This window comes from Flavivirga sp. 57AJ16, from assembly GCF_028736925.1.
GTDB lineage: Bacteria > Bacteroidota > Bacteroidia > Flavobacteriales > Flavobacteriaceae > Flavivirga.
Genome location: NZ_JAQZAT010000009.1, coordinates 113,888 through 132,779, shown reverse-complemented (window position 1 = coordinate 132,779; position 18,892 = coordinate 113,888). Strand labels below are relative to the sequence as shown.

Genomic DNA, 18,892 nt, shown 5'->3' with positions numbered 1-18,892 from the left:
TTGAGAACGTGTGCAACCGCTACGCTCTCACATTAAACCTGCCGGCAGGCAGGAATTTTAAACATTTCCTTTTGTGAAATAATGCTTAAAATTTATTAATGTTCGTTTCATCTAGATATTTTTTGCTAATGAAGCGGTTTAAACTTTTTATAATTGGCTGCAAAATACCCTTTTACCCCCACATTTTATCTTTTTATTACTCCATAGCGATGCTATACAGTGCAAAAAAGCCTTCATTTGGGAATACCTGCCTGCCGCAGGCAGGAAATTACTATTTTTCGCTTAAATCAAAAAACATGTGCTCAGCTTGACTGGGTAGTTTAAACCACTTCAATGTAATTATTTTGACACTCAAAAAGCATTCCATAAGTATTAGTCGTTCCCAACCTGCAAATTTTTAAGATACTGTTTATACTTATACTTCAAAAAAACCAATATTTCAAAGTCGGTTTTATTTTTACAATTTTTAATAAAATTTTTATCATCTGCACAGAAATAGAAAAAGTCCATGCGCAAGTCTTTATCTAATGGATTGATAGCAAAAAAATCTTTCGAAAACCTTGCTTTTATAGTGTGCATCCATGTTTCTTTGGTTTCAATTTCCACGCGATTTTTTAGCATTTTAGTTCTTCCGGAAATACCATTTAATATAGGGTTTAAAGGCACACCTCCCCCTAGTAATCCTAGTAACATTTTTGGCTTGAATTCTCCCGCTTCGCTCAAACGGCGTTCACTTTGCGTGGCTATTTTACCTGTGTAGCCCGGTATGCCAACATCGAAAAAATTAATAGGTGGCTTCCCTTCTATACTGGCAATATCTTTAAGTAAATCCCCTGTTAAGACCTTACCTACCATAACCTCATCAAGCTCATTAATTTGTTCTTCCAATGTTACCAAAATGGCTTTATTAGACATATCATCTTTAGAAATGACCATTTTTTTTAACTTATGTTGAATGGATGAAAACACCAAAGAATCGTTTAAAGCAACATTGATTTTAAACGCGCCTCTCTCATTCGTTACGGTAAAAACCTGGGCCGTTTTATTAATGACATGAATCCCCTCAACGCTTAATTTACTTTGAACTTTTCCAGATATTTCAATAGATTGAGCTAAAAACGACTGGAAAGGGAACAAAGCAAAAATGACTGGAAATACCTTAATTTTTAACATTTTGAAGTTTTAAGAACAACTTTTTTTGTTTTATTAAAAACGCTATAAGCCGTATTTCATTTTCACGTTTATATAGCTCCATGTCCATACCTTGTTGCTCTATAAAAGCAACAAAAGCAGAAACTCGATCTGGTGGTATATTAAAATTTTTACTTATGTAATTACGACTATAGACATCCAACAAATCTTTTGGTTTCTCTTCTACATACTCTTTGGATGGATTCATTTTAATAGATAGGTCTTTTTTAAATAATAGTTCAAGAATTTTTACGGCGTCCGGAAGATAATTACGTGCTTCAGGATTAATTACAGCCTTTAAATGGTTATCAATAACCTCTCTATCAAAAGCCTTGACGTCATTATATTCAAAAGCTTCGTTTATATTACCCATATCAACCCGTATAGGTTCAACTACTTTGACATTCCCCACATCTGCCAATATATTGCCTGTGAGCCCAGACGAAAGTGTCACAGCGTCTAGTTGATTAATTTGCTCAACTAATTGTATTTTTAACTGTTTTGATTTAATAACGTCGGCATCAACTGTAACAAAAACGGTCTGAAATTGCAATGCAGAAATTTCAATAACATCATGTAATGCCACTTTAACAATAAATTCACCCTTATCATTGGTGATGGTACCTTTATTTGACGAGGTATTAAAGATGGTTACAGCTTCAACATCATTGGTAGCGGAAAGAAGCACACCTTTTATTTCTATTCTATTTATGGATTGGCCACTTAAATAAAGTGACAAAAAAATAAATACAGAAGAGATTAATGTTCTTTTCAAGTCGATAGAATTAAAGTATAAAGAACGCCTTTCAATTCTTAAATAAATTGAAAATCCATTTTAAATTTTTGTTAAAACACAACTTAAAACTTAAAAGAACTTATGCAACCCACACCTTAAGTAATATTATTTTTTCTTTTTTAAACTTAAAAACTCCACACTTTTTTTATTTAACAATTCAAGAAACTCCATTTCTTTTCCATAATTAAGCAGCGAAAAGTTAAAATCCCCACGCTCAACAAATCTTATAAACTCTTCAACTCTGTGGCTTGGAATATTAAAATTATCGACTAAAAACTCAGATCCGAAATAATATTTTATCGATTCTACAGGGACATCTGGAACACCAGACTCTTTTTTGTTAGTAACCTTAGACCTAAATAAAGGTAACAATAATTGATCTACTACATTTACTATATTAAGACCGTTGATCATTCTTTGACGCTGGGAATTCATACCAATATTCTTTACTTCGGATTTGTAATCATCCTTAAAATCGAAATCATCACTATGCTTAATCCCAAAATACAGGGCATCTAATTGAGGCTTAAAAGCATTGACTTTTTTTATATCTGTATTTAAATCTCCAGATAACCCTTCTGTAGATACTATAATCTCCTCTAATTTATGAACTTCTTCAATTAAAAAAAGTTTCATTGATTTAGACTTAATAATATCCTCGTTAACCTTAAAATTAATATTTTGATATTGCAAAGCACTTACTTCAATTAAATCGTCTACAGCCACACGCAATGCGAATTCTCCATTTTCATCACTAATAGCACCTTTTTTTGATGATATATTAAAAATCGTGATACCAGAGATATCACTACTCTCTACAATTATTTTTCCGTTAACCTGAACACGTTTAATACTTTGGGGCGTCATATAGATTGTAGATAATAATGCAAGAAGGAAAATAGTTTTTTTCATAATTGGTTTTTTATTGAAAATAAGAATTTTATTAGACTTTTCAGCACCTAAACCTATAAAAATTTCTAACACATATTATTAATATTAGTCTTTAATAGTTAGTTTTACAGTGAAAACATTTATTATGAAAAACATAATTATTGCCAGTACTTCAACTGTTCATGGAAGCGGTTATTTGGATTATATTTTAGATGATTTAGCCGTTTTTTTTAATGGGGTTAAAGACATTCTGTTTATTCCCTACGCCAGACCGGGCGGTATTTCCCATGATGAATATACTAAAATCGTTCGTACGGCCTTTTCTAAAATCGATATAAATGCAAAGGGCATTCATACTTATAAAAATCCTATGGATGCTATAAAAAAAGCGGAAGCCATCTTTACGGGGGGAGGCAATACATTTGTCCTAACAAATCAACTTTATAAACATGGCTTAATAACCACTTTACAGACTGTTGTAAAAAATGGCACCCCATATTTAGGCACAAGTGCCGGTAGTAACATTTGCGGGCTAACAATAAAAACAACTAACGATATGCCTATAGTATATCCACCCAATTTTAATGCCTTGGCCCTTGTTCCTTTTAACATTAATCCGCATTATTTAGACCCCGATAAAGGCAGTAAACATATGGGTGAAACCAGAGAGACCAGAATAAAAGAATTTCATAATTTTAATACCCAGCCCGTTATAGGTTTGCGGGAAGGCAGTTGGCTATATGTAAAAGGGAATTCCATTATCCTAAAAGGGGATTTAACAGCTCGTGTTTTTGAATGTAACAAGACACCTTACGAGGTACCACCTGGCACTGAACTAAACCACTTAAAATAAAACACCTCTTTCTTCCAATTTTAGGCTTAAAATTGGAATTCTTCTCCTCTTAAATTTAAGAGAGCCCTGCTAGTTCAACATGTGGGGTCATATTAAAAACTGTACCCGAAAATACAAATCGGACTTGCTCCTCCCTTTTGAAAACTACCGTGTGTACACAAATAAAGCACAAAAAAAGATTGGACACGAATGGCACAAATTTTCACTAATTATTCAGACTATCGACAGATTTCAAGCCTATATAGACTAGGGATTCATATTTTGCTGTATCCAATCTATTCCGTAAAGTATTGGATTCGTGTGAATTTGTGCCATTCGTGTCTTTTTTATAGATGTGTACTCACGGTAGTTTTGAAAAGGGAGGATAATTTCGACCTTGTCGAAATTTAGGAGGGTTAAACCAGTATAGGTCAATGGCAGGCCTTCTTTTCAGATCGACCAAAACTTTTACCTAAACACAACTTTTGAGATTGATCCCCTTTTAGAGCGGGAGACCAGGTTCCTTTCGGCTACGCTCAAGATAAACTTCTCACCTTAAAGAGAAACTCCTAATAAAATGCGCGTCATAAAAAAAGCCCCATATTTCTACGGAGCTTTTGGAGCGGGAGACCAGGTTCCTTTCGGCTACGCTCAAGATAAACTTCTCACCTTAAAGAGAAACTCCTAATAAAATGCGCGTCATAAAAAAAGCCCCATATTTCTACGGAGCTTTTAAGAGCGGGAGACCAGGTTCGAACTGGCGACATTCAGCTTGGAAGGCTGACGCTCTACCAACTGAGCTACTCCCGCATTATCTGTGCTGCAAATATATATAAACTGCCAACTCTTTTGCAAAAAAAATTACAATTTTTTAAAAAAATGATAACCCAAAATATGAAACCCTTCATTATAATAAAACTTATGGGAAGCATAGTTGCTCACATATGTATTTAACTCTACTGATTCACAGCCTTTTTCTAAAGCATAGTTATATAGCCATTCAAAAAACTGTTTACCTAAACCTTTTCCCCTATAGGCTTCGTCTATATAAACATGATCGACCTCCATACTTCTTCCAGAATAATGCCTCGTACAAAACCACAATCCTGTAACACCAACTAAATCATCACCATCATATATCACGGCACACTCATAATTTTGAGTAACCATCTCTAAAAAACGTTGCTCTAGAACAGCATAGGAAACCTTATTATTATTTAACTTTTGTACTAAAGGAATAACAGAATTTATATTTTCTTTTTCTATAATTTTAAATACGATGGACATAGATTATTTTTTATAAACGACTCCCCAAAATTAATTTTATTTTCCATAATGATCTCTGTGACTTTTAATAAAATATGAGGTCTAATATATAAATGGTCTTTATTTGCACTAGTATCATAATTGGTATTAATTCCAAATGAACCAATTTAATGCTTAAAAATTTCATATTTTTAATTACATTAAAATATAAAAAATGAGAGGAAAAAATTTTAAAGTCCGTTTATTGATAGGTGCCGCTATCGCATTGTTTTTTGTTTTCAAAAGATGTAGTCAACAAGAAGTAAATCCTTATACAGGAAGAACCCAAAATATATCTATGACCCCCGATAAAGAAATTGCCATTGGATTACAAAGTGCACCTCAAATGGCAGAGCAACATGGAGGCCTACATTCCAACAATCAATACCAAGCTTTGGTTGACAATGTTGGAAACAAATTAGTTAACAACAGTATCGCTAAAGAGACACCTTATCAATATGAATTTCATTTATTGGCAGATCCTAACACTATTAATGCATTTGCGTTACCTGGAGGACAGATATTTATAACTTATGCTTTGTTTTCTAAATTAAAAAACGAAGACCAACTAGCAGGAGTTTTAGGCCACGAAATTGGACATGTTCTAGGTCGTCATAGTGCAGAAAGAATAGCAGAAAGTGAATATTGGCAAGGATTAACAACAGCTGGCTCTGTTGGAGCAGACATGGGTGGTCTCATAAATAATATTGGTCAAAACACACTGCTTACCAATGGAAGGGACGATGAATTGGAAAGTGATGATCTTGGCGTTCTTTTTATGATTAAAGCCGATTATAATCCTGAAGAAATGATTGGTGTCATGGAGATTTTAAAAGCGGCAGCCGGCCCCAATCGGGTTCCAGAGTTTCAAAGCACACATCCAGATCCAGATAACAGAATTGAAAAAATTCAAGAAGCTATAGAAAAGTACAAGAATAACTAAAACATAAAAGCCTTGAAAACCAAGGCTTTTAATAATTAACTAACTTAAAACAACTATTTACTTTATAATTATTTTCTCTTTTTAGCTTTTTTGGCTGCTGCTATAGTTTCTTTTAAAATTGCTGCTGCTTCTTTTGCTCCATGCAATTCAGCATATTTTAATGCGGTCATTTTTTTAGCAGATCTAGCTTCTATATTGGCTCCTTTTGCAATTAAAAGTTTTAAGATCTCTGTTCTATTAAATTTGGCGGCATACATAATTGGGGTCATTCCGTTAGACATTTCATTAACATCTGCTCCCCTATCAATAAGTTTTTTTACGGTTTCTAGATCTCCTTTAGCGATTGAAACGCAAAATGAGTTCACTTTAAATACAAACTCAACATTAGTATTGTTAGTGTTTTCTGTGATCGTTTTGGCATTGGCAGCTACAATAGAGAAGCATAATGCCATGGTTGTAATAATGACTGTTTTTTTCATGATGAAAGATTTAATTGATTTATGATTTCGTTTTTTGATATATTAAATAGACGATATTAATTTTAATCTGTTACATAAAAAAACAATAAATAACACATTTTTAACTTTTCTTCACAAATAATTAACCGAACGGTTCCTTTTTTGAAAACCTCACAAAAGCCTCAAAAATACTAGTATTTGAAACGTTATTTCTGCATTATCTTATATAACTTCTTTATATTTGTTTCTCATAAATTTTTCGTAAAAATGAACAAAAAAGTTATCTTAATGATCCTTGACGGTTGGGGCAATTCTCCAGACCCTAAAGTTTCTGCTATCGATCATGCAAACACACCTTTTATAGATGCTCTTTATAAAAAATATCCATTCGCAACGTTAAGAACTGATGGATTACATGTTGGACTACCAGAAGGTCAAATGGGAAATAGTGAAGTTGGACACATGAATCTTGGTGCCGGACGCATAGTCTATCAAGACTTGGTAAAAGTCAATTTAGCTGTAAAAAACAAAACATTAAATAACGAAAAGGTACTAGTGGATGCATTCAACTATGCAAAAACCAATGACAAAGATGTCCACTTTTTAGGATTGTTAAGTGATGGTGGTGTGCATTCTCATATTAATCATCTATTTGGACTATTGGATGCCGCTAATGATTTTGGTTTAACAAAAACTTTTGTTCATGCCTTTACAGATGGTCGTGATGTAGATCCCAAATCCGGTTATGGTTTTCTTACCGAATTAGAAAGTCATTTAGAAAAGACCAATAGTAAATTGGCTACGGTTACGGGGCGTTACTATGCTATGGATAGAGACAAACGTTGGGAGCGTATAAAATTAGCCTATGATGCTTTGGTTAATAGTTATGGAGAAAAGTCTACTAATGTCACTGAGACCATTCAAAAAAGTTATAAAAATGACATTACGGATGAGTTTATTAAACCCATTATCATGGTTGATGAATCTGGCAATCCTCAGGCAAGCATAAAGGAAGGGGACGTTGTTATCTTTTTTAATTTTAGAACAGATCGCGGTAGAGAATTAACCGAAGCGCTATCACAAACCGATTTCCATGAGCAAAACATGCACAAATTGAATTTGCATTATGTAACACTTACAAATTATGATGAAACTTATAAAAATGTAAATGTTATTTTTAATAAAGATAATTTAACCGAGACATTAGGTGAAGTTCTAGAAAAACATAATAAAAAACAAATTCGCATAGCAGAAACAGAAAAATATCCTCATGTAACATTCTTTTTCTCCGGTGGACGCGAAGAACCTTTTAATGGAGAAACACGTATTCTAAGAAATTCCCCTAAAGTAGCAACTTACGACTTAAAACCAGAAATGAGTGCCTACGAATTACGCGATGCATTAATTCCTGAACTTCAAAAAGGAGAGGTAGATTTTGTTTGTTTAAATTTCGCAAACGGCGACATGGTAGGTCATACAGGAGTTATGGAAGCAGCAATAAAAGCTTGTGAAGCTGTAGATAAATGTGTAGAAGATGTTATCAATGTCGCTTTAGAGAACAATTATTCTACATTACTTATAGCCGACCATGGAAATTGTGAAACTATGATAAACCCCGACGGGTCACCAAATACAGCACATACAACAAATCCTGTTCCAGTTATTTTAATCGATAAAGAACTAAAAACGATCAAAGATGGCATTTTAGGTGATATGGCGCCTACTATTTTAAAGTTAATGGGGCTTGAACAACCAGAATCTATGACGCAGCATAGCTTAGTTTAAATAAGTAAAAAATAAATTATTGTACTTTTGTTGTAAACCCAAGTTTATAACTTGATATGAATTTTAACAATCAACTCATAATTGCAATAGATTTTGATGGCACTATTGTTGAGGATGCCTATCCTAAAATAGGAAAACCGATATTGTTCGCTTTTGAAACTTTAAAAAAGCTACAAGATGATGGGCATCGTCTTATATTATGGACCTACAGAAGTGGTGAAAGGTTAAATGAAGCTGTTAAATTCTGTGAGGTTCACGGTATCTTTTTTTATGCTGTAAACAGAAGCTTTCCGGAAGAGGTGTACACTGATGATATAAGCAGAAAAATTAATGCCGATTTATTTATTGACGACAGAAACATTGGAGGTTTTTTAGGTTGGGGTGAAATATATCAATTACTCACAAATACAAAACCTCCCGAGGTTGAAAAAAAGAAAGGCCTCTTTAGTTTTCTAAAATAGTACCTTCTTAAATTAATTGATAATAGGCCTTATCAATAGATGCTCTATGATCCGGGTGTGCAATATTCACTAATGCCTTAACCCTTTCTTTAATCGTTTTACCATATAAGTTGGCTATTCCGTATTCGGTAACAACATAATGTACATGTGCTCTGGTAGTAACCACACCAGCTCCCGGCTTTAAAAACGGAACAATCCTACTAACGCCTGTTTTTGTAATTGAGGGCAATGCTATAATGGCTTTCCCGTCATGACTTAAAGAAGCACCTCTAATATAATCCATTTGCCCACCTACCCCCGAATACATTTTAGCTCCAATGGAGTCTGCACAAACTTGACCTGTTAAATCGACCTCAATAGCAGAATTAATAGCTACCATTTTAGGATTTTGCTTAATAATGGAAACATCGTTCACATAATCCGAAGCACGCATTTCAACAAACGGATTATCATCAACATAATCATACAGCCGTTTGGAACCTATAACAAATGTGGCCAATGTACGTCCAGGATTAACACCTTTAAAGTTTCCATTAATCACATCTTTTAATATTAAATCAATAACCCCATCAGAAAACATTTCAGTATGCAATCCCAAATCTTTATGATTTGTTAAACGGGACAATACAGCATTAGGAATGGTTCCAATTCCCATTTGTAGCGTACTTTTATCTTCAATTAAACGCGCTACATAATCACCAATTTTATGTTCAATAGCTGATGGGGTTCCAAAAATATGAGTAGGTATAGGATCGTTACATTCAACAAATAAATCTATCTCTGTGATATGAATAATACCATCTCCATGCGTTCTTGGCATTTGCTCGTTTACTTGTGCTATGACCGTTTTCGCATTGCCTATGGCAGCCAGACAAGCTTCAACCGAAACCCCCAATGAACAATATCCATGTTTATCTGGAACAGATACATGGATTAATGCGACATCTAATGGTAAAATATTTCTCTTAAACAGCAAGGGCAGCTCACTTAAAAAAACTGGCGTATACGACCCATTGCCGGATGTTAATGTATGACGCACATTATTTCCTATAAAAAATGAATTTACATGAAAGCTATCACTAAGTTTAGGATTGGCGTAGCCTGTGTTCCCTTCAACATGTAAATGACAGACCTCAACATTTTTTAATTCCTCATGGCGCTCTGTCATAGCATCCATTAATAATTGGGGAGCCGCCGCTGCTGCCTGAATATAAACCCTATCATTGCTTTTAATTATTTTAACAGCATCTTCAGCACGAACTCTTTTATACATCTTATTCAATTTAGTATATAAATTTATTCATTTGTAGACTCTTAAAAAATGTCAAAAGTCATGTTATCAAAAAATATTAATACTTATTTTAAGTATCTTTGCCATTATTTTTTAAGCATGATTATAACAAAAACAAAAGAAGAAATTGAGTTAATGCGTCAAAGTGCATTAATAGTATCCAAAACACTTGGTATGCTCGCAAAAGAAGTTAAAGAGGGGGTGACCACCATGCAACTTGATAAGCTTGCTGAAGCATTTATAAGAGACCAAGGCGCCTTACCTGGTTTTTTAGGATTGTATGACTGCCCATCGACTTTACTTTGTAGTGTAAACGAAGCTGTAGTACACGGTTTACCCACAAATACACCTTTAAAAAATGGTGATATCGTTTCTATTGATTGTGGTGCTTTAATGAACGATTTTTATGGAGATCATGCTTATACTTTTGAGATTGGTGATGTAGACCCTGAAACTAAAAAACTCATACAGGTAACCAAAGAATCCCTTTATGTTGGTATTAGGGAATTTAAAGCAAATAACCGTGTTGGTGATGTGGGGCATGCCATACAAAAACATTGTGAAAACCACGGTTATGGTGTGGTTCGGGAATTAGTTGGTCATGGCCTAGGAAAAAAGATGCATGAAGATCCTGAAATGCCAAACTATGGAAGACGCGGTCGTGGCAAGAAATTTGTTGAAGGGATGGTAGTAGCCATAGAGCCTATGATAAATGGCGGCACCCATAAAGTGAGACAATTAAAAGACGGATGGACTATTGTAACGCAGGATGGAAAACCGAGTGTTCACTTTGAACATGATGTCGCTCTTGTAGACGGAAAGCCTGAAATACTATCAACATTTACCTATGTACATGAAGCTTTAGGGATTCAAAGCCATGAAGAAGATGAGTTTCGTCAAAAGGCTTTAATCTTATAGGTTATTTCGCGGAGATACGCAGAGAATCTACCGAGATACACAGAGAAAAATTAATGAATAACAATCTTACAGAACAAATTATTGGGGCTGCTATTGAAGTGCATCGAACTTTAGGCCCAGGGTTATTAGAATCTGCATATCAGGAATGCTTATTTTTTGAATTAAAGCATTTAGGGTTAAACGTTACTAAAGAAATGGCACTCCCTATAAAATATAAAGATATTAAATTAGATCATGGTTATAGAATTGACTTATTAGTCGAAAATAAAATTGTAATTGAACTTAAAACCGTAGAAGCTTTTACCAATGTTCATTTTGCTCAGATATTGACCTATATGAAACTAGGAAATTACCCATTGGGGTTATTAATAAATTTTCATACTAAACTTTTAAAAAGTGGCATTAAACGGTTTATAAATACACCTCAGTGAATCTCTGTGGATTCTCTGAGTAACTCTGTGAAAAAAATATCTTGAAAAAACTCTTTAAATTCATACTAAATTTTATTCCAAGGCCTCTACTTATCAGGCTCAGTTATATTATTCGCCCTATTTTAGCGCTCTTTTTAAAGGGTAATACTTATACAGACCCTATAGACGGCAGGAGCTTTAAAAGCTTTTTACCCTATGGTTATGGCACACAACGCAATAATGCACTCTCCCCTTCTACACTATCTTTAGAACGCCATAGGCTGTTATGGTTGTATTTAAAAAACGAAACCGACTTATTTACGGCGAATAAGAAGGTCCTTCATTTTGCCCCAGAACAATGCTTTTTAAAACGCTTTAAGAGACTCAAAAACCTAGATTACACAACGACGGATTTATTATCCCCTATTGCAGATGTTAAAGCTGATATATGCCATCTTCCGTTCGAAGATAATAGCTATGATACCATTTTATGTAATCATGTACTAGAACATATTCCAGATGACACCAAAGCCATGCAAGAACTGTATCGTGTTTTAAAACCTAACGGAATGGCAATTCTTCAAATTCCGCAGGACTTATCAAGAGAAAAAACATTTGAGGATAACACGATTACCGATAAAAAAGAGCGTGCAAAAATATTTGGTCAATATGATCATGTACGCGTTTATGGACGTGATTATTTTGATAAACTTCGAAGCATCGGTTTTAAGGTGGATGAAATTGATTATACATCAACACTTTCTGGAGCAGATGTTACAAAATATTGTTTAGCTAAAGGCGAGATTATCCCTGTAGTATACAAGCCTTAGTTTTCAGGAAACCCATTTAATGAAAGTGTTTCCAATGCCTTTTTTTCATTTTCAAAAATTAAAAACACTTTAAGTTCTGAATGTGATTTCAAAAAGGTTTTTACTTTTTCAATCCCCATGGTTTTAAATGCCGTAGCATAAGCATCGGCCGTCATGCAATCTGTCGTAATTACAGAAATGCTTAATAAATTAGTTTTACTTGGGTAACCTGTTTTGGGATCTATAATATGAGCATATCGGTTACCGTCCTTATCCGTTTTAAACTTTCGGTACGTTCCAGAAGTTGCCATCGCCTCATTAGTTAAAACAAGCGTTCTGGAAAGTGATCGGGTGCCATCAAAATTAGGATTTTCAACACCAACTGTCCAACCACTATTCTTCTCAACATTAATGCCTTTGGCACTAAGTTCGCCTCCTATATTAACGATATAATTCTTAGTATTTTCAGTCTCCAAAAATTTTGCAATAACATCTACGGCATATCCTTTTGCTATGGCATTAAAATCTAAAAATGTGCCTTTTGGTTTGGTAATCGTATTATGGGTTCTACGGACTTTATCAAAACCAACCGTAAGCATTAAGCTATCTATTTTCAAACTGTCCAAATTAACAATTTTGCCTTCCGGACCAAAATCCCAGGCATTTACAACAGCTCCAATAGTAGGGTCGAAAGCACCTTCAGTTTCTTTATGAATTACTTTTGAAATCTCGTATACCCTTTTAAAATGGGCATCGACCTCAACAACTTCATTTCTGTTTAATTTAGAAATATCTGAATTTGTTTGGTAAGTAGATAATGATTTATTTATCACATAAAATAAACTATCAAGTTGTTTTTCATAATTTATATCTGAGCTATAAGTGACCTCGTAAAATGTTCCAAAAACATTTCCAGAAATTTTTGTGTTCTTTCGATCTGTTTTACAAGATATTAATAATAAAACCGTTAGGATTATTGTAATCTGCTTCATTTAATTAAAATTGGTTTCTAAAACCTGTATGCCGTTATACTCTAAAAGGTATTCTTCATCTAAAAAAATCTTTCCTTTTTTATTATCTATATTTCCTAAACCAACCCCAGCATATAAAACTTTTGCATCCTTTTCCCTGGCATGCTTTTTAAACGACTCCATCCAAACAACATCATAATTATTAGGGTTGTCTGGTAATATAACGGCTCTTACAATAACAAAATAGTACTGTTTGTTTTTATCGATGCAAACAAATTGCGGATGCTTTTTAAGCTTACTATTCACAGCTATAAATTCAAAACCACGCTGTTCCAAATCTTTTCCAACATAATTCATAGCCAAGTTATGCAATTCTTGTTCTGTAAGTGGTTTGCTCATAAGACAAAATTAATATTAATAATCAACTAACCCTAGATTTAAAAATTATGAATTATTTTTTCACATAATATTTTATGTGAGCAAATAATTGTGTTTAAAAAAACTTACATAATCCTATACTGCACATGTAAGATTAAACATATAAATATAGTCAATAAATAAGATTTTACAACACAAAACATGTATTTTATCGATTATATATGCTTTTAATCTACCTTATTGGAAAAAAAATATATATTTACCGCGCTGTTAAAATTAACCATAAATTTAATAATGCGCTAACAAAACCCAAAACGTAGAATAAACATTAAGTTTGTTCTTTAAAATGAATTTAACCATGTAAGCTTGAAACCAACTATTTTTTGAGTTTACAACAATACTTTAATTATGAATAAAACAATACTTAAAACTCTAGCACTTTTTTGTTTTATTGTTTCATGCAAAACAGGAGTAAAAGAAAGTGCCATCACTGCTGATGGCTGTGAATTGTTCAAAATTGGAAATTATAAATTCTATAATCCAAGAGTTTATGAACGTCCAGTAATCTTTAAAAAAGGGAGTCATGAATTATTACATGATGAATATATCCCAAAATGGTATCCAGGATACTGTGCTGAAAATTTACCTGCTTTTTTTAAAACGAAAGAAGAATTCTTGAAACATGTACATTCTAGCCAAATAAAACGTCTAAGTTCTCCTTATTTTGAAGAATTCTATAATAGAAACAAAGATAAGGTAAAAGGAAAACCAGGATTATATAATGATGATTACCACCTTTTATTTAGAGGTACCGTTAGTGTTAAGAATTTAAAATCAGGAAATGAATACCTTTTAGTAGCTGGAAAAAGTTATATAGATAATGAAGCAGACTACGATAAAAATACAGATTTTTATGAAAGTGACGTAAAAACCATGTTTGCTTTTATGTTAGAAGATGGTGCATATAAATCTGTTGATCCCAACCTTGTATTTGGAACATTTACAAAAGAACAACATGACAAAGTATATAATATCTTAAGTGTTAAATCGTTAGTATATGCTTCTTGTTTTGAAAATGTAAATACCACAAGGAAGCCTAATTTTGATAGTTCTGCATTACCTAGTTGGGTTTATAACAAATCTGATTTAGACGATTAATGATCATACAGAACTTATTTAACTTTTTCTAAATAAAAAAGTTAAACTTTAATTGGTTAAAAACAAAAGCTTTACTCATTTTTGGTAAAGCTTTTGTTTTTTATACCATTTCTTCTGTTGGAACACGATTGTCATTGAAAATAGTCTATCCTGTTATAGAACGCAGCCGCTTGGCACACAAATATTGACATATGTAATGAACAATAAAAGTTGACACGGGTATCACGAATTTTTCCTGCTATGCAATAAGCATGAACCTATTTAATCTGTTGGTAGTCAGATTTCAAATCTATATGGACTAGGGATTCATGTTTGTGCTGGGTCTCAATACTAAGAGGGATGTTGGATTCGTGTGAATTAGCGCCATTCGTGCTCTATTTAATAATGTGCACCTGCAGGGACCGTTTTTTACTTTATTTATATTTTATAAAAAGCCCCCTATTTAAATTGAACAAATTTAGAACTCCCAAATGTATAATTTGAAACCGGAATGACCGCATTTTTTTTAAGGAGGTACCAAGGTGAGATATTTGAATCTTCTAAGTTCTTAACCAAATGTACACTTTGAGCTGGGGTATTTCCTTGAAATAACAAATATAATTTCTCTCCTTTATTATTTATAACTTCATCACAGATCATAACAATATGCCCAGGAGCCCCACCCTTAATTAGCATGTCACCAATTTTAAGATCTTTTGCATGTTCTATTTTAGGTAATTCATGATACAATGAAAGTGTTCCAGAATACATATAAATCAAATTTAAATACTTATAAAAGTTCTCTTTGGAATGATTTATTGAAGCTGATTTATGAAATGTCACTTGATTGCCATTAATTTTAGGGCGATAACCCGCTGCATATTGCTTCCAAGAACAATAATGTCCGCTAGTAAAATTAAAACCAATCTCATCTTTCCTATTGTGGTCCCATAGATACTCACTTCTCACTCTAATTAAAGCGTCTGCACATTGTTGCAAACCATTCTTTGGCACTGGAATATCCAATATTCCTATGTGTCCTTGTTGCCAATAATACTCTGAGCCATCATAATTAATAATCTTGGTGCCAAACGGCTTTAACTTATAATGACGTAAATACTCCTGAAAAGACCCTTTAGGATATGCAACCCGCTTATAACCTTTTGGAAGATTAACCCTAGTTTTAATAGTGAGGCTATCTTTATTTAATAGGTTCGGTGCCTCTAATGAAGCTACCAATCTTTTAGCTTTACTTTTTACAGGTTTTATTTGTAACATGATAGCCACTATTATTACCGCAAAAATTAAAACTAAAAGCCTTTTCATATGTTTATTTTTATTGTTTTAGAGGTCATATGGAGCGCCTTGATAATCATCCTCGTGTGTGTGAAAGCAATTCTCATGGGCGTTTCATATAATTTATATTCACTATTTTTTATTTGTCATGAAAGATGTCGGTTTCCATTATAATCATCCTATGAATATCCATTATTCGATTATGGAAATTGTATGTTTATTTAACGTTAACCGCTAATACTTCGTATCTAGTCAATAAAAATTTAAGACTAATTTGACAGTTGAAGTTTATATTTTTTAGTAACTTAATCTAAAAATACGGCTTATGAAAACTTCAAAACGTTTAGAGCAGGCTTTAAAAAAGTTATATACGGCATTTCACAACAATGAATTGAATCCAGAATGTTGTAAGCAATGTGCCGTTGGAAATATTTTAGATAATAATGATAGCTGGAAATACCTCTCTGATTCCCATGGGGCATTAGAATTGAATTATATTGGTAAAGTACACCAAACACTTGGTAAAAAATTTAATGGATACACACCTCTAGAGTTATTAAAAATTGAGCACATTTTCCTGAATACTTGCGGATATAGATTACCGCTTCACTATAAAAATGAAAAACCCAAAAACCCTACAGATAAAGATGTTTTGTTTAATGGTTTGAGCGAAGTAGTAACCTTTTTATGTTATTTGGATAATGTTTCTAACGTTATGGATTACACAAAACTGTTTGAGTCTGAAAATGAAAAACCGAGATACGCATTAAATTTTTCCAGCTAAAGGATTTCTGTAAACATAGGGTATCGGTTTTATACCAAAAAAGCCAACTCATATGAGTTGGCTTTTTTTATAATCTCGATAAATGTTACTTGGTGATTATCCTCCAAAGTCATCAAATCTAATATGCTCATCAGGAATACCAAAATCTTCTCCCATTTTTTGAACTGCTTTATTCATTAACGGCGGGCCACAGAAATACAATTCAATATCTTCTGGTGCTTCGTGTAAACTTAAATAATTATCGATCACACAATTATGAATAAATCCGACAAAACCATCTCCTGCTGCATCTATGTTCTCTTTTACTTTCCAATTATCTTCTGGTAAAGGCTCAGATAATGCTAAGAAAAATCTAAAATTAGGGAACTCTTTTTCTAACTCATAGAAATGCTCTAAGTAAAACAATTCACGTTTAGATCGTCCACCGTACCAGTATGTTACTTTTCTTCCTGTCTTTAATGTTTTGAATAGGTGATATAAATGTGAGCGCATGGGAGCCATACCTGCACCACCACCTACGTAAAGCATTTCGCTTTCAGATTCATTAATAAAGAACTCGCCATAAGGACCAGAAATCGTTACTTTATCACCTGGTTTCTGAGCAAATATATAAGATGATGCAATCCCTGGGTTAACATCCATCCATCCATTTTTATCTCTATCCCATGGCGGGGTAGCAATACGTACATTCAACATAATTTCGCGTCCTTCAGCCGGAAAAGAAGCCATAGAGTATGCTCTTTCGACAGTTTCTGTATTCTTCATTACCAATGGCCAAAGACCAAATTTATCCCATTCTGCCTGAAACTTATCTGGTGTTTCATGCTCTTCAGGATGTGCGGTAATATCAATATCTGAATATTTAATCTCACACTCAGGTATTTCAATTTGAATATAGCCTCCTGCTTTGTATCCCATATCCTCTGGAATCTCAACAACAAACTCTTTAATAAAAGAGGCTACGTTATAGTTACGTACCACAGTTGCTTCCCATTTTTTAATACCAAACACTTCTTCTGGAATGGTAATGTTCATGTCCTGCTTAACTTTGACCTGACAAGCCAAACGTGCCCCATGCTGTAATTCTTTACGCGTAAAATGTGGTGTTTCTGTTGGTAAGGCTTCCCCACCACCTTCTAAGACATGACACTCACATTGAATGCATGTTCCACCCCCACCACAAGCAGATGGTAAAAATATTTTTTGAGCTCCTAATGTCGTTAATAAACTATCTCCAGAAGCAACTTCAACTTCACGTTCTCCATTAATGGTAATCTTTACTGGACCAGATGGTGATAATTTTTGTTTTACAAATAGTAGTAAAGCTACCAACAACAGCGTAATAATTAAAAATGCTGTTACAGTTGCTACTATGGTTCCTAAGGTACCTGCTGCTAATATCATATTACTCATTTACTTTTATGTTGTTAGCCATCACTTTATCTTCAGACTTTTCGACTGCGCTCAACGTGATATTTTCATTTTCTTTTGAAGCTTCTTGCTTCTCTACAGAAGCTGTTTTTTCTTCTTTAGGGCTTTTATCATCTCCTCCAGTTAACATACCTCCAAAACTCATAAAACCAATAGCCATTAAACCTGTGATAATAAATGTAATTCCCAAACCTCTTAATGCAGGCGGTACATTCGAATATCTAATTTTTTCACGAATGGCCGCGATGGCTAAAATCGCTAAAAACCATCCAATTCCAGAACCAATACCATAAGTTGTTGCTAAACCTAAAGTTGGAATTTCGCGAGATTGCATAAATAGAGACCCCCCTAAAATAGCACAGTTTACGGCTATAAGTGGTAAAAATATCCCTAACGAATTATATAATGATGGTGAAAACTTTTCTACAACAATTTCCACTAATTGTACCATAGTTGCAATGGTTGCAATAAACATGATAAACGATAAGAAACTTAAATCGTAAGATGCATATTCAGGGCCTAGCCAAACCAATGCGCCCGGTTGTAAAAGATATTGATCAAGTAACCAGTTTAAAGGTACTGTAATTGCCAATACAAATATAACTGCGGCTCCAAGACCAACAGCTGTAGAAACCTTTTTAGATACAGCCAGATAAGAGCACATTCCCAGAAATGTCGCAAACACCATGTTATCTATAAATATTGATTTGAAAAATAATTCTATATGTTCCATATTTTCTAGTATTCAGTACTCAGTGTTCAGTGTTCAGTAACTGCTTACCGCCACTGCCAACTACTTACTAAT

General features: G+C 33.6%; 20 protein-coding genes and 1 tRNA gene. 9 read left to right on the top strand and 12 right to left on the bottom strand.

What is annotated here, in order from left to right; all coding sequences use genetic code 11:
* Positions 1-372: 372 nt before the first annotated feature.
* From PQO00_RS11655 to PQO00_RS11645, 3 genes are all read right to left on the bottom strand, one after another.
* Positions 373-1,173 (bottom strand): carboxypeptidase-like regulatory domain-containing protein, encoded by an 801-nt coding sequence (locus PQO00_RS11655; protein WP_274185019.1) that lies wholly within the window; start codon positions 1,171-1,173, stop codon positions 373-375.
* On the bottom strand, positions 1,160-1,966 hold the full coding sequence (locus PQO00_RS11650; RefSeq protein WP_274185018.1) for a hypothetical protein: 807 nt from the start codon (positions 1,964-1,966) through the stop codon (positions 1,160-1,162). Before PQO00_RS11650 ends, PQO00_RS11655 begins: the two co-directional genes overlap by 14 nt.
* Positions 1,967-2,092: 126 nt before the next feature.
* The gene (locus PQO00_RS11645) at positions 2,093-2,899 is read right to left on the bottom strand and encodes a carboxypeptidase-like regulatory domain-containing protein (RefSeq protein WP_274185017.1); all 807 of its coding nucleotides are present in this window, start codon (positions 2,897-2,899) and stop codon (positions 2,093-2,095) included.
* 124 nt (positions 2,900-3,023) lie between these two features.
* Here PQO00_RS11645 and pepE point away from each other — a divergent pair, with 124 nt between their 5' ends.
* On the top strand, positions 3,024-3,731 hold the full coding sequence (gene pepE, locus PQO00_RS11640) for a dipeptidase PepE (RefSeq protein ID WP_274185016.1): 708 nt from the start codon (positions 3,024-3,026) through the stop codon (positions 3,729-3,731).
* Between the two features lie 716 nt (positions 3,732-4,447).
* Here pepE and PQO00_RS11635 read toward each other — a convergent pair.
* Both PQO00_RS11635 and PQO00_RS11630 read right to left on the bottom strand, forming a co-directional pair.
* A tRNA-Gly gene (locus PQO00_RS11635) sits at positions 4,448-4,520 on the bottom strand.
* Positions 4,521-4,571: 51 nt separating this feature from the next.
* Entirely contained in the window at positions 4,572-4,997 is a 426-nt protein-coding gene (locus tag PQO00_RS11630; RefSeq protein WP_274185015.1) for a GNAT family N-acetyltransferase, read from the bottom strand.
* A gap of 193 nt (positions 4,998-5,190) precedes the next feature.
* Here PQO00_RS11630 and PQO00_RS11625 point away from each other — a divergent pair, with 193 nt between their 5' ends.
* Positions 5,191-5,958 (top strand): M48 family metalloprotease, encoded by a 768-nt coding sequence (locus PQO00_RS11625; protein WP_274185014.1) that lies wholly within the window; start codon positions 5,191-5,193, stop codon positions 5,956-5,958.
* Positions 5,959-6,026: 68 nt separating this feature from the next.
* Here PQO00_RS11625 and PQO00_RS11620 read toward each other — a convergent pair whose 3' ends face one another.
* The gene (locus PQO00_RS11620) at positions 6,027-6,437 is read right to left on the bottom strand and encodes an ankyrin repeat domain-containing protein (RefSeq protein ID WP_274185013.1); all 411 of its coding nucleotides are present in this window, start codon (positions 6,435-6,437) and stop codon (positions 6,027-6,029) included.
* Positions 6,438-6,683: 246 nt separating this feature from the next.
* Here PQO00_RS11620 and gpmI point away from each other — a divergent pair, with 246 nt between their 5' ends.
* On the top strand, positions 6,684-8,201 hold the full coding sequence (gpmI, locus tag PQO00_RS11615) for a 2,3-bisphosphoglycerate-independent phosphoglycerate mutase (RefSeq protein WP_274185012.1): 1,518 nt from the start codon (positions 6,684-6,686) through the stop codon (positions 8,199-8,201).
* A 56-nt stretch (positions 8,202-8,257) separates the two neighbouring features.
* On the top strand, positions 8,258-8,662 hold the full coding sequence (locus tag PQO00_RS11610) for a BT0820 family HAD-type phosphatase (protein WP_274185011.1): 405 nt from the start codon (positions 8,258-8,260) through the stop codon (positions 8,660-8,662).
* A 7-nt stretch (positions 8,663-8,669) separates the two neighbouring features.
* Here PQO00_RS11610 and PQO00_RS11605 read toward each other — a convergent pair whose 3' ends face one another.
* Positions 8,670-9,935, bottom strand: coding sequence for an acetyl-CoA hydrolase/transferase family protein (locus PQO00_RS11605; RefSeq protein ID WP_274185010.1), 1,266 nt, complete (start codon positions 9,933-9,935; stop codon positions 8,670-8,672).
* A 117-nt stretch (positions 9,936-10,052) separates the two neighbouring features.
* Here PQO00_RS11605 and map point away from each other — a divergent pair, with 117 nt between their 5' ends.
* From map to PQO00_RS11590, 3 genes are read left to right on the top strand one after another with little or no spacing between them, the layout of a single operon-like run.
* Positions 10,053-10,871 carry a type I methionyl aminopeptidase gene (gene map / locus PQO00_RS11600; protein ID WP_274185009.1) on the top strand — a complete coding sequence of 273 codons (819 nt, stop codon included), beginning with the start codon at positions 10,053-10,055 and terminating at the stop codon, positions 10,869-10,871.
* 53 nt (positions 10,872-10,924) lie between these two features.
* Positions 10,925-11,302, top strand: coding sequence for a GxxExxY protein (locus PQO00_RS11595; protein ID WP_274185008.1), 378 nt, complete (start codon positions 10,925-10,927; stop codon positions 11,300-11,302).
* Positions 11,303-11,343: 41 nt separating this feature from the next.
* On the top strand, positions 11,344-12,111 hold the full coding sequence (locus PQO00_RS11590; RefSeq protein ID WP_274185007.1) for a class I SAM-dependent methyltransferase: 768 nt from the start codon (positions 11,344-11,346) through the stop codon (positions 12,109-12,111).
* On the opposite strand, the gene PQO00_RS11585 is transcribed toward PQO00_RS11590, so the two are convergent.
* Entirely contained in the window at positions 12,108-13,082 is a 975-nt protein-coding gene (locus PQO00_RS11585) for an FAD:protein FMN transferase (protein WP_274185006.1), read from the bottom strand. The two genes, PQO00_RS11590 and PQO00_RS11585, sit on opposite strands and share 4 nt — an antisense overlap.
* Complete coding sequence (locus PQO00_RS11580; RefSeq protein WP_274185005.1) at positions 13,083-13,460, bottom strand: Na(+)-translocating NADH-quinone reductase subunit F; 378 nt, start codon at positions 13,458-13,460, stop codon at positions 13,083-13,085.
* Positions 13,461-13,847: 387 nt separating this feature from the next.
* On the opposite strand from PQO00_RS11580, the gene PQO00_RS11575 reads away from it, so the two are divergent.
* Positions 13,848-14,597: a hypothetical protein gene (locus tag PQO00_RS11575; RefSeq protein WP_274185004.1), complete on the top strand. Its 750-nt coding sequence runs from the start codon at positions 13,848-13,850 to the stop codon at positions 14,595-14,597.
* A 438-nt stretch (positions 14,598-15,035) separates the two neighbouring features.
* On the opposite strand, the gene PQO00_RS11570 is transcribed toward PQO00_RS11575, so the two are convergent.
* Positions 15,036-15,902, bottom strand: coding sequence for a DUF4846 domain-containing protein (locus PQO00_RS11570; protein ID WP_274185003.1), 867 nt, complete (start codon positions 15,900-15,902; stop codon positions 15,036-15,038).
* Between the two features lie 295 nt (positions 15,903-16,197).
* On the opposite strand from PQO00_RS11570, the gene PQO00_RS11565 reads away from it, so the two are divergent.
* Entirely contained in the window at positions 16,198-16,656 is a 459-nt protein-coding gene (locus tag PQO00_RS11565; protein WP_274185002.1) for a Na(+)-translocating NADH-quinone reductase subunit F, read from the top strand.
* Between the two features lie 96 nt (positions 16,657-16,752).
* On the opposite strand, the gene nqrF is transcribed toward PQO00_RS11565, so the two are convergent.
* Together nqrF and nqrE are read right to left on the bottom strand one after the other, a co-directional pair.
* Positions 16,753-18,060, bottom strand: coding sequence for an NADH:ubiquinone reductase (Na(+)-transporting) subunit F (gene nqrF, locus PQO00_RS11560; protein WP_274185096.1), 1,308 nt, complete (start codon positions 18,058-18,060; stop codon positions 16,753-16,755).
* A 1-nt stretch (position 18,061) separates the two neighbouring features.
* Positions 18,062-18,820: an NADH:ubiquinone reductase (Na(+)-transporting) subunit E gene (nqrE, locus tag PQO00_RS11555; RefSeq protein ID WP_274185001.1), complete on the bottom strand. Its 759-nt coding sequence runs from the start codon at positions 18,818-18,820 to the stop codon at positions 18,062-18,064.
* Between the last annotated feature and the right edge of the window lie 72 nt (positions 18,821-18,892).

Coding starts and splice junctions, on each gene's coding strand:
- PQO00_RS11630 (WP_274185015.1), bottom strand. CDS start 4,997: ATGTCCATCGTATTTAAAATTATAGAAAAAGAAAATATAAATTCTGTT.
- pepE (WP_274185016.1), top strand. CDS start 3,024: ATGAAAAACATAATTATTGCCAGTACTTCAACTGTTCATGGAAGCGGT.
- PQO00_RS11570 (WP_274185003.1), bottom strand. CDS start 15,902: ATGAAAAGGCTTTTAGTTTTAATTTTTGCGGTAATAATAGTGGCTATC.
- PQO00_RS11645 (WP_274185017.1), bottom strand. CDS start 2,899: ATGAAAAAAACTATTTTCCTTCTTGCATTATTATCTACAATCTATATG.
- PQO00_RS11605 (WP_274185010.1), bottom strand. CDS start 9,935: ATGTATAAAAGAGTTCGTGCTGAAGATGCTGTTAAAATAATTAAAAGC.
- PQO00_RS11620 (WP_274185013.1), bottom strand. CDS start 6,437: ATGAAAAAAACAGTCATTATTACAACCATGGCATTATGCTTCTCTATT.
- PQO00_RS11610 (WP_274185011.1), top strand. CDS start 8,258: ATGAATTTTAACAATCAACTCATAATTGCAATAGATTTTGATGGCACT.
- PQO00_RS11625 (WP_274185014.1), top strand. CDS start 5,191: ATGAGAGGAAAAAATTTTAAAGTCCGTTTATTGATAGGTGCCGCTATC.
- PQO00_RS11580 (WP_274185005.1), bottom strand. CDS start 13,460: ATGAGCAAACCACTTACAGAACAAGAATTGCATAACTTGGCTATGAAT.
- PQO00_RS11595 (WP_274185008.1), top strand. CDS start 10,925: ATGAATAACAATCTTACAGAACAAATTATTGGGGCTGCTATTGAAGTG.
- nqrF (WP_274185096.1), bottom strand. CDS start 18,060: ATGATATTAGCAGCAGGTACCTTAGGAACCATAGTAGCAACTGTAACA.
- gpmI (WP_274185012.1), top strand. CDS start 6,684: ATGAACAAAAAAGTTATCTTAATGATCCTTGACGGTTGGGGCAATTCT.
- PQO00_RS11575 (WP_274185004.1), top strand. CDS start 13,848: ATGAATAAAACAATACTTAAAACTCTAGCACTTTTTTGTTTTATTGTT.
- PQO00_RS11655 (WP_274185019.1), bottom strand. CDS start 1,173: ATGTTAAAAATTAAGGTATTTCCAGTCATTTTTGCTTTGTTCCCTTTC.
- PQO00_RS11565 (WP_274185002.1), top strand. CDS start 16,198: ATGAAAACTTCAAAACGTTTAGAGCAGGCTTTAAAAAAGTTATATACG.
- PQO00_RS11585 (WP_274185006.1), bottom strand. CDS start 13,082: ATGAAGCAGATTACAATAATCCTAACGGTTTTATTATTAATATCTTGT.
- nqrE (WP_274185001.1), bottom strand. CDS start 18,820: ATGGAACATATAGAATTATTTTTCAAATCAATATTTATAGATAACATG.
- map (WP_274185009.1), top strand. CDS start 10,053: ATGATTATAACAAAAACAAAAGAAGAAATTGAGTTAATGCGTCAAAGT.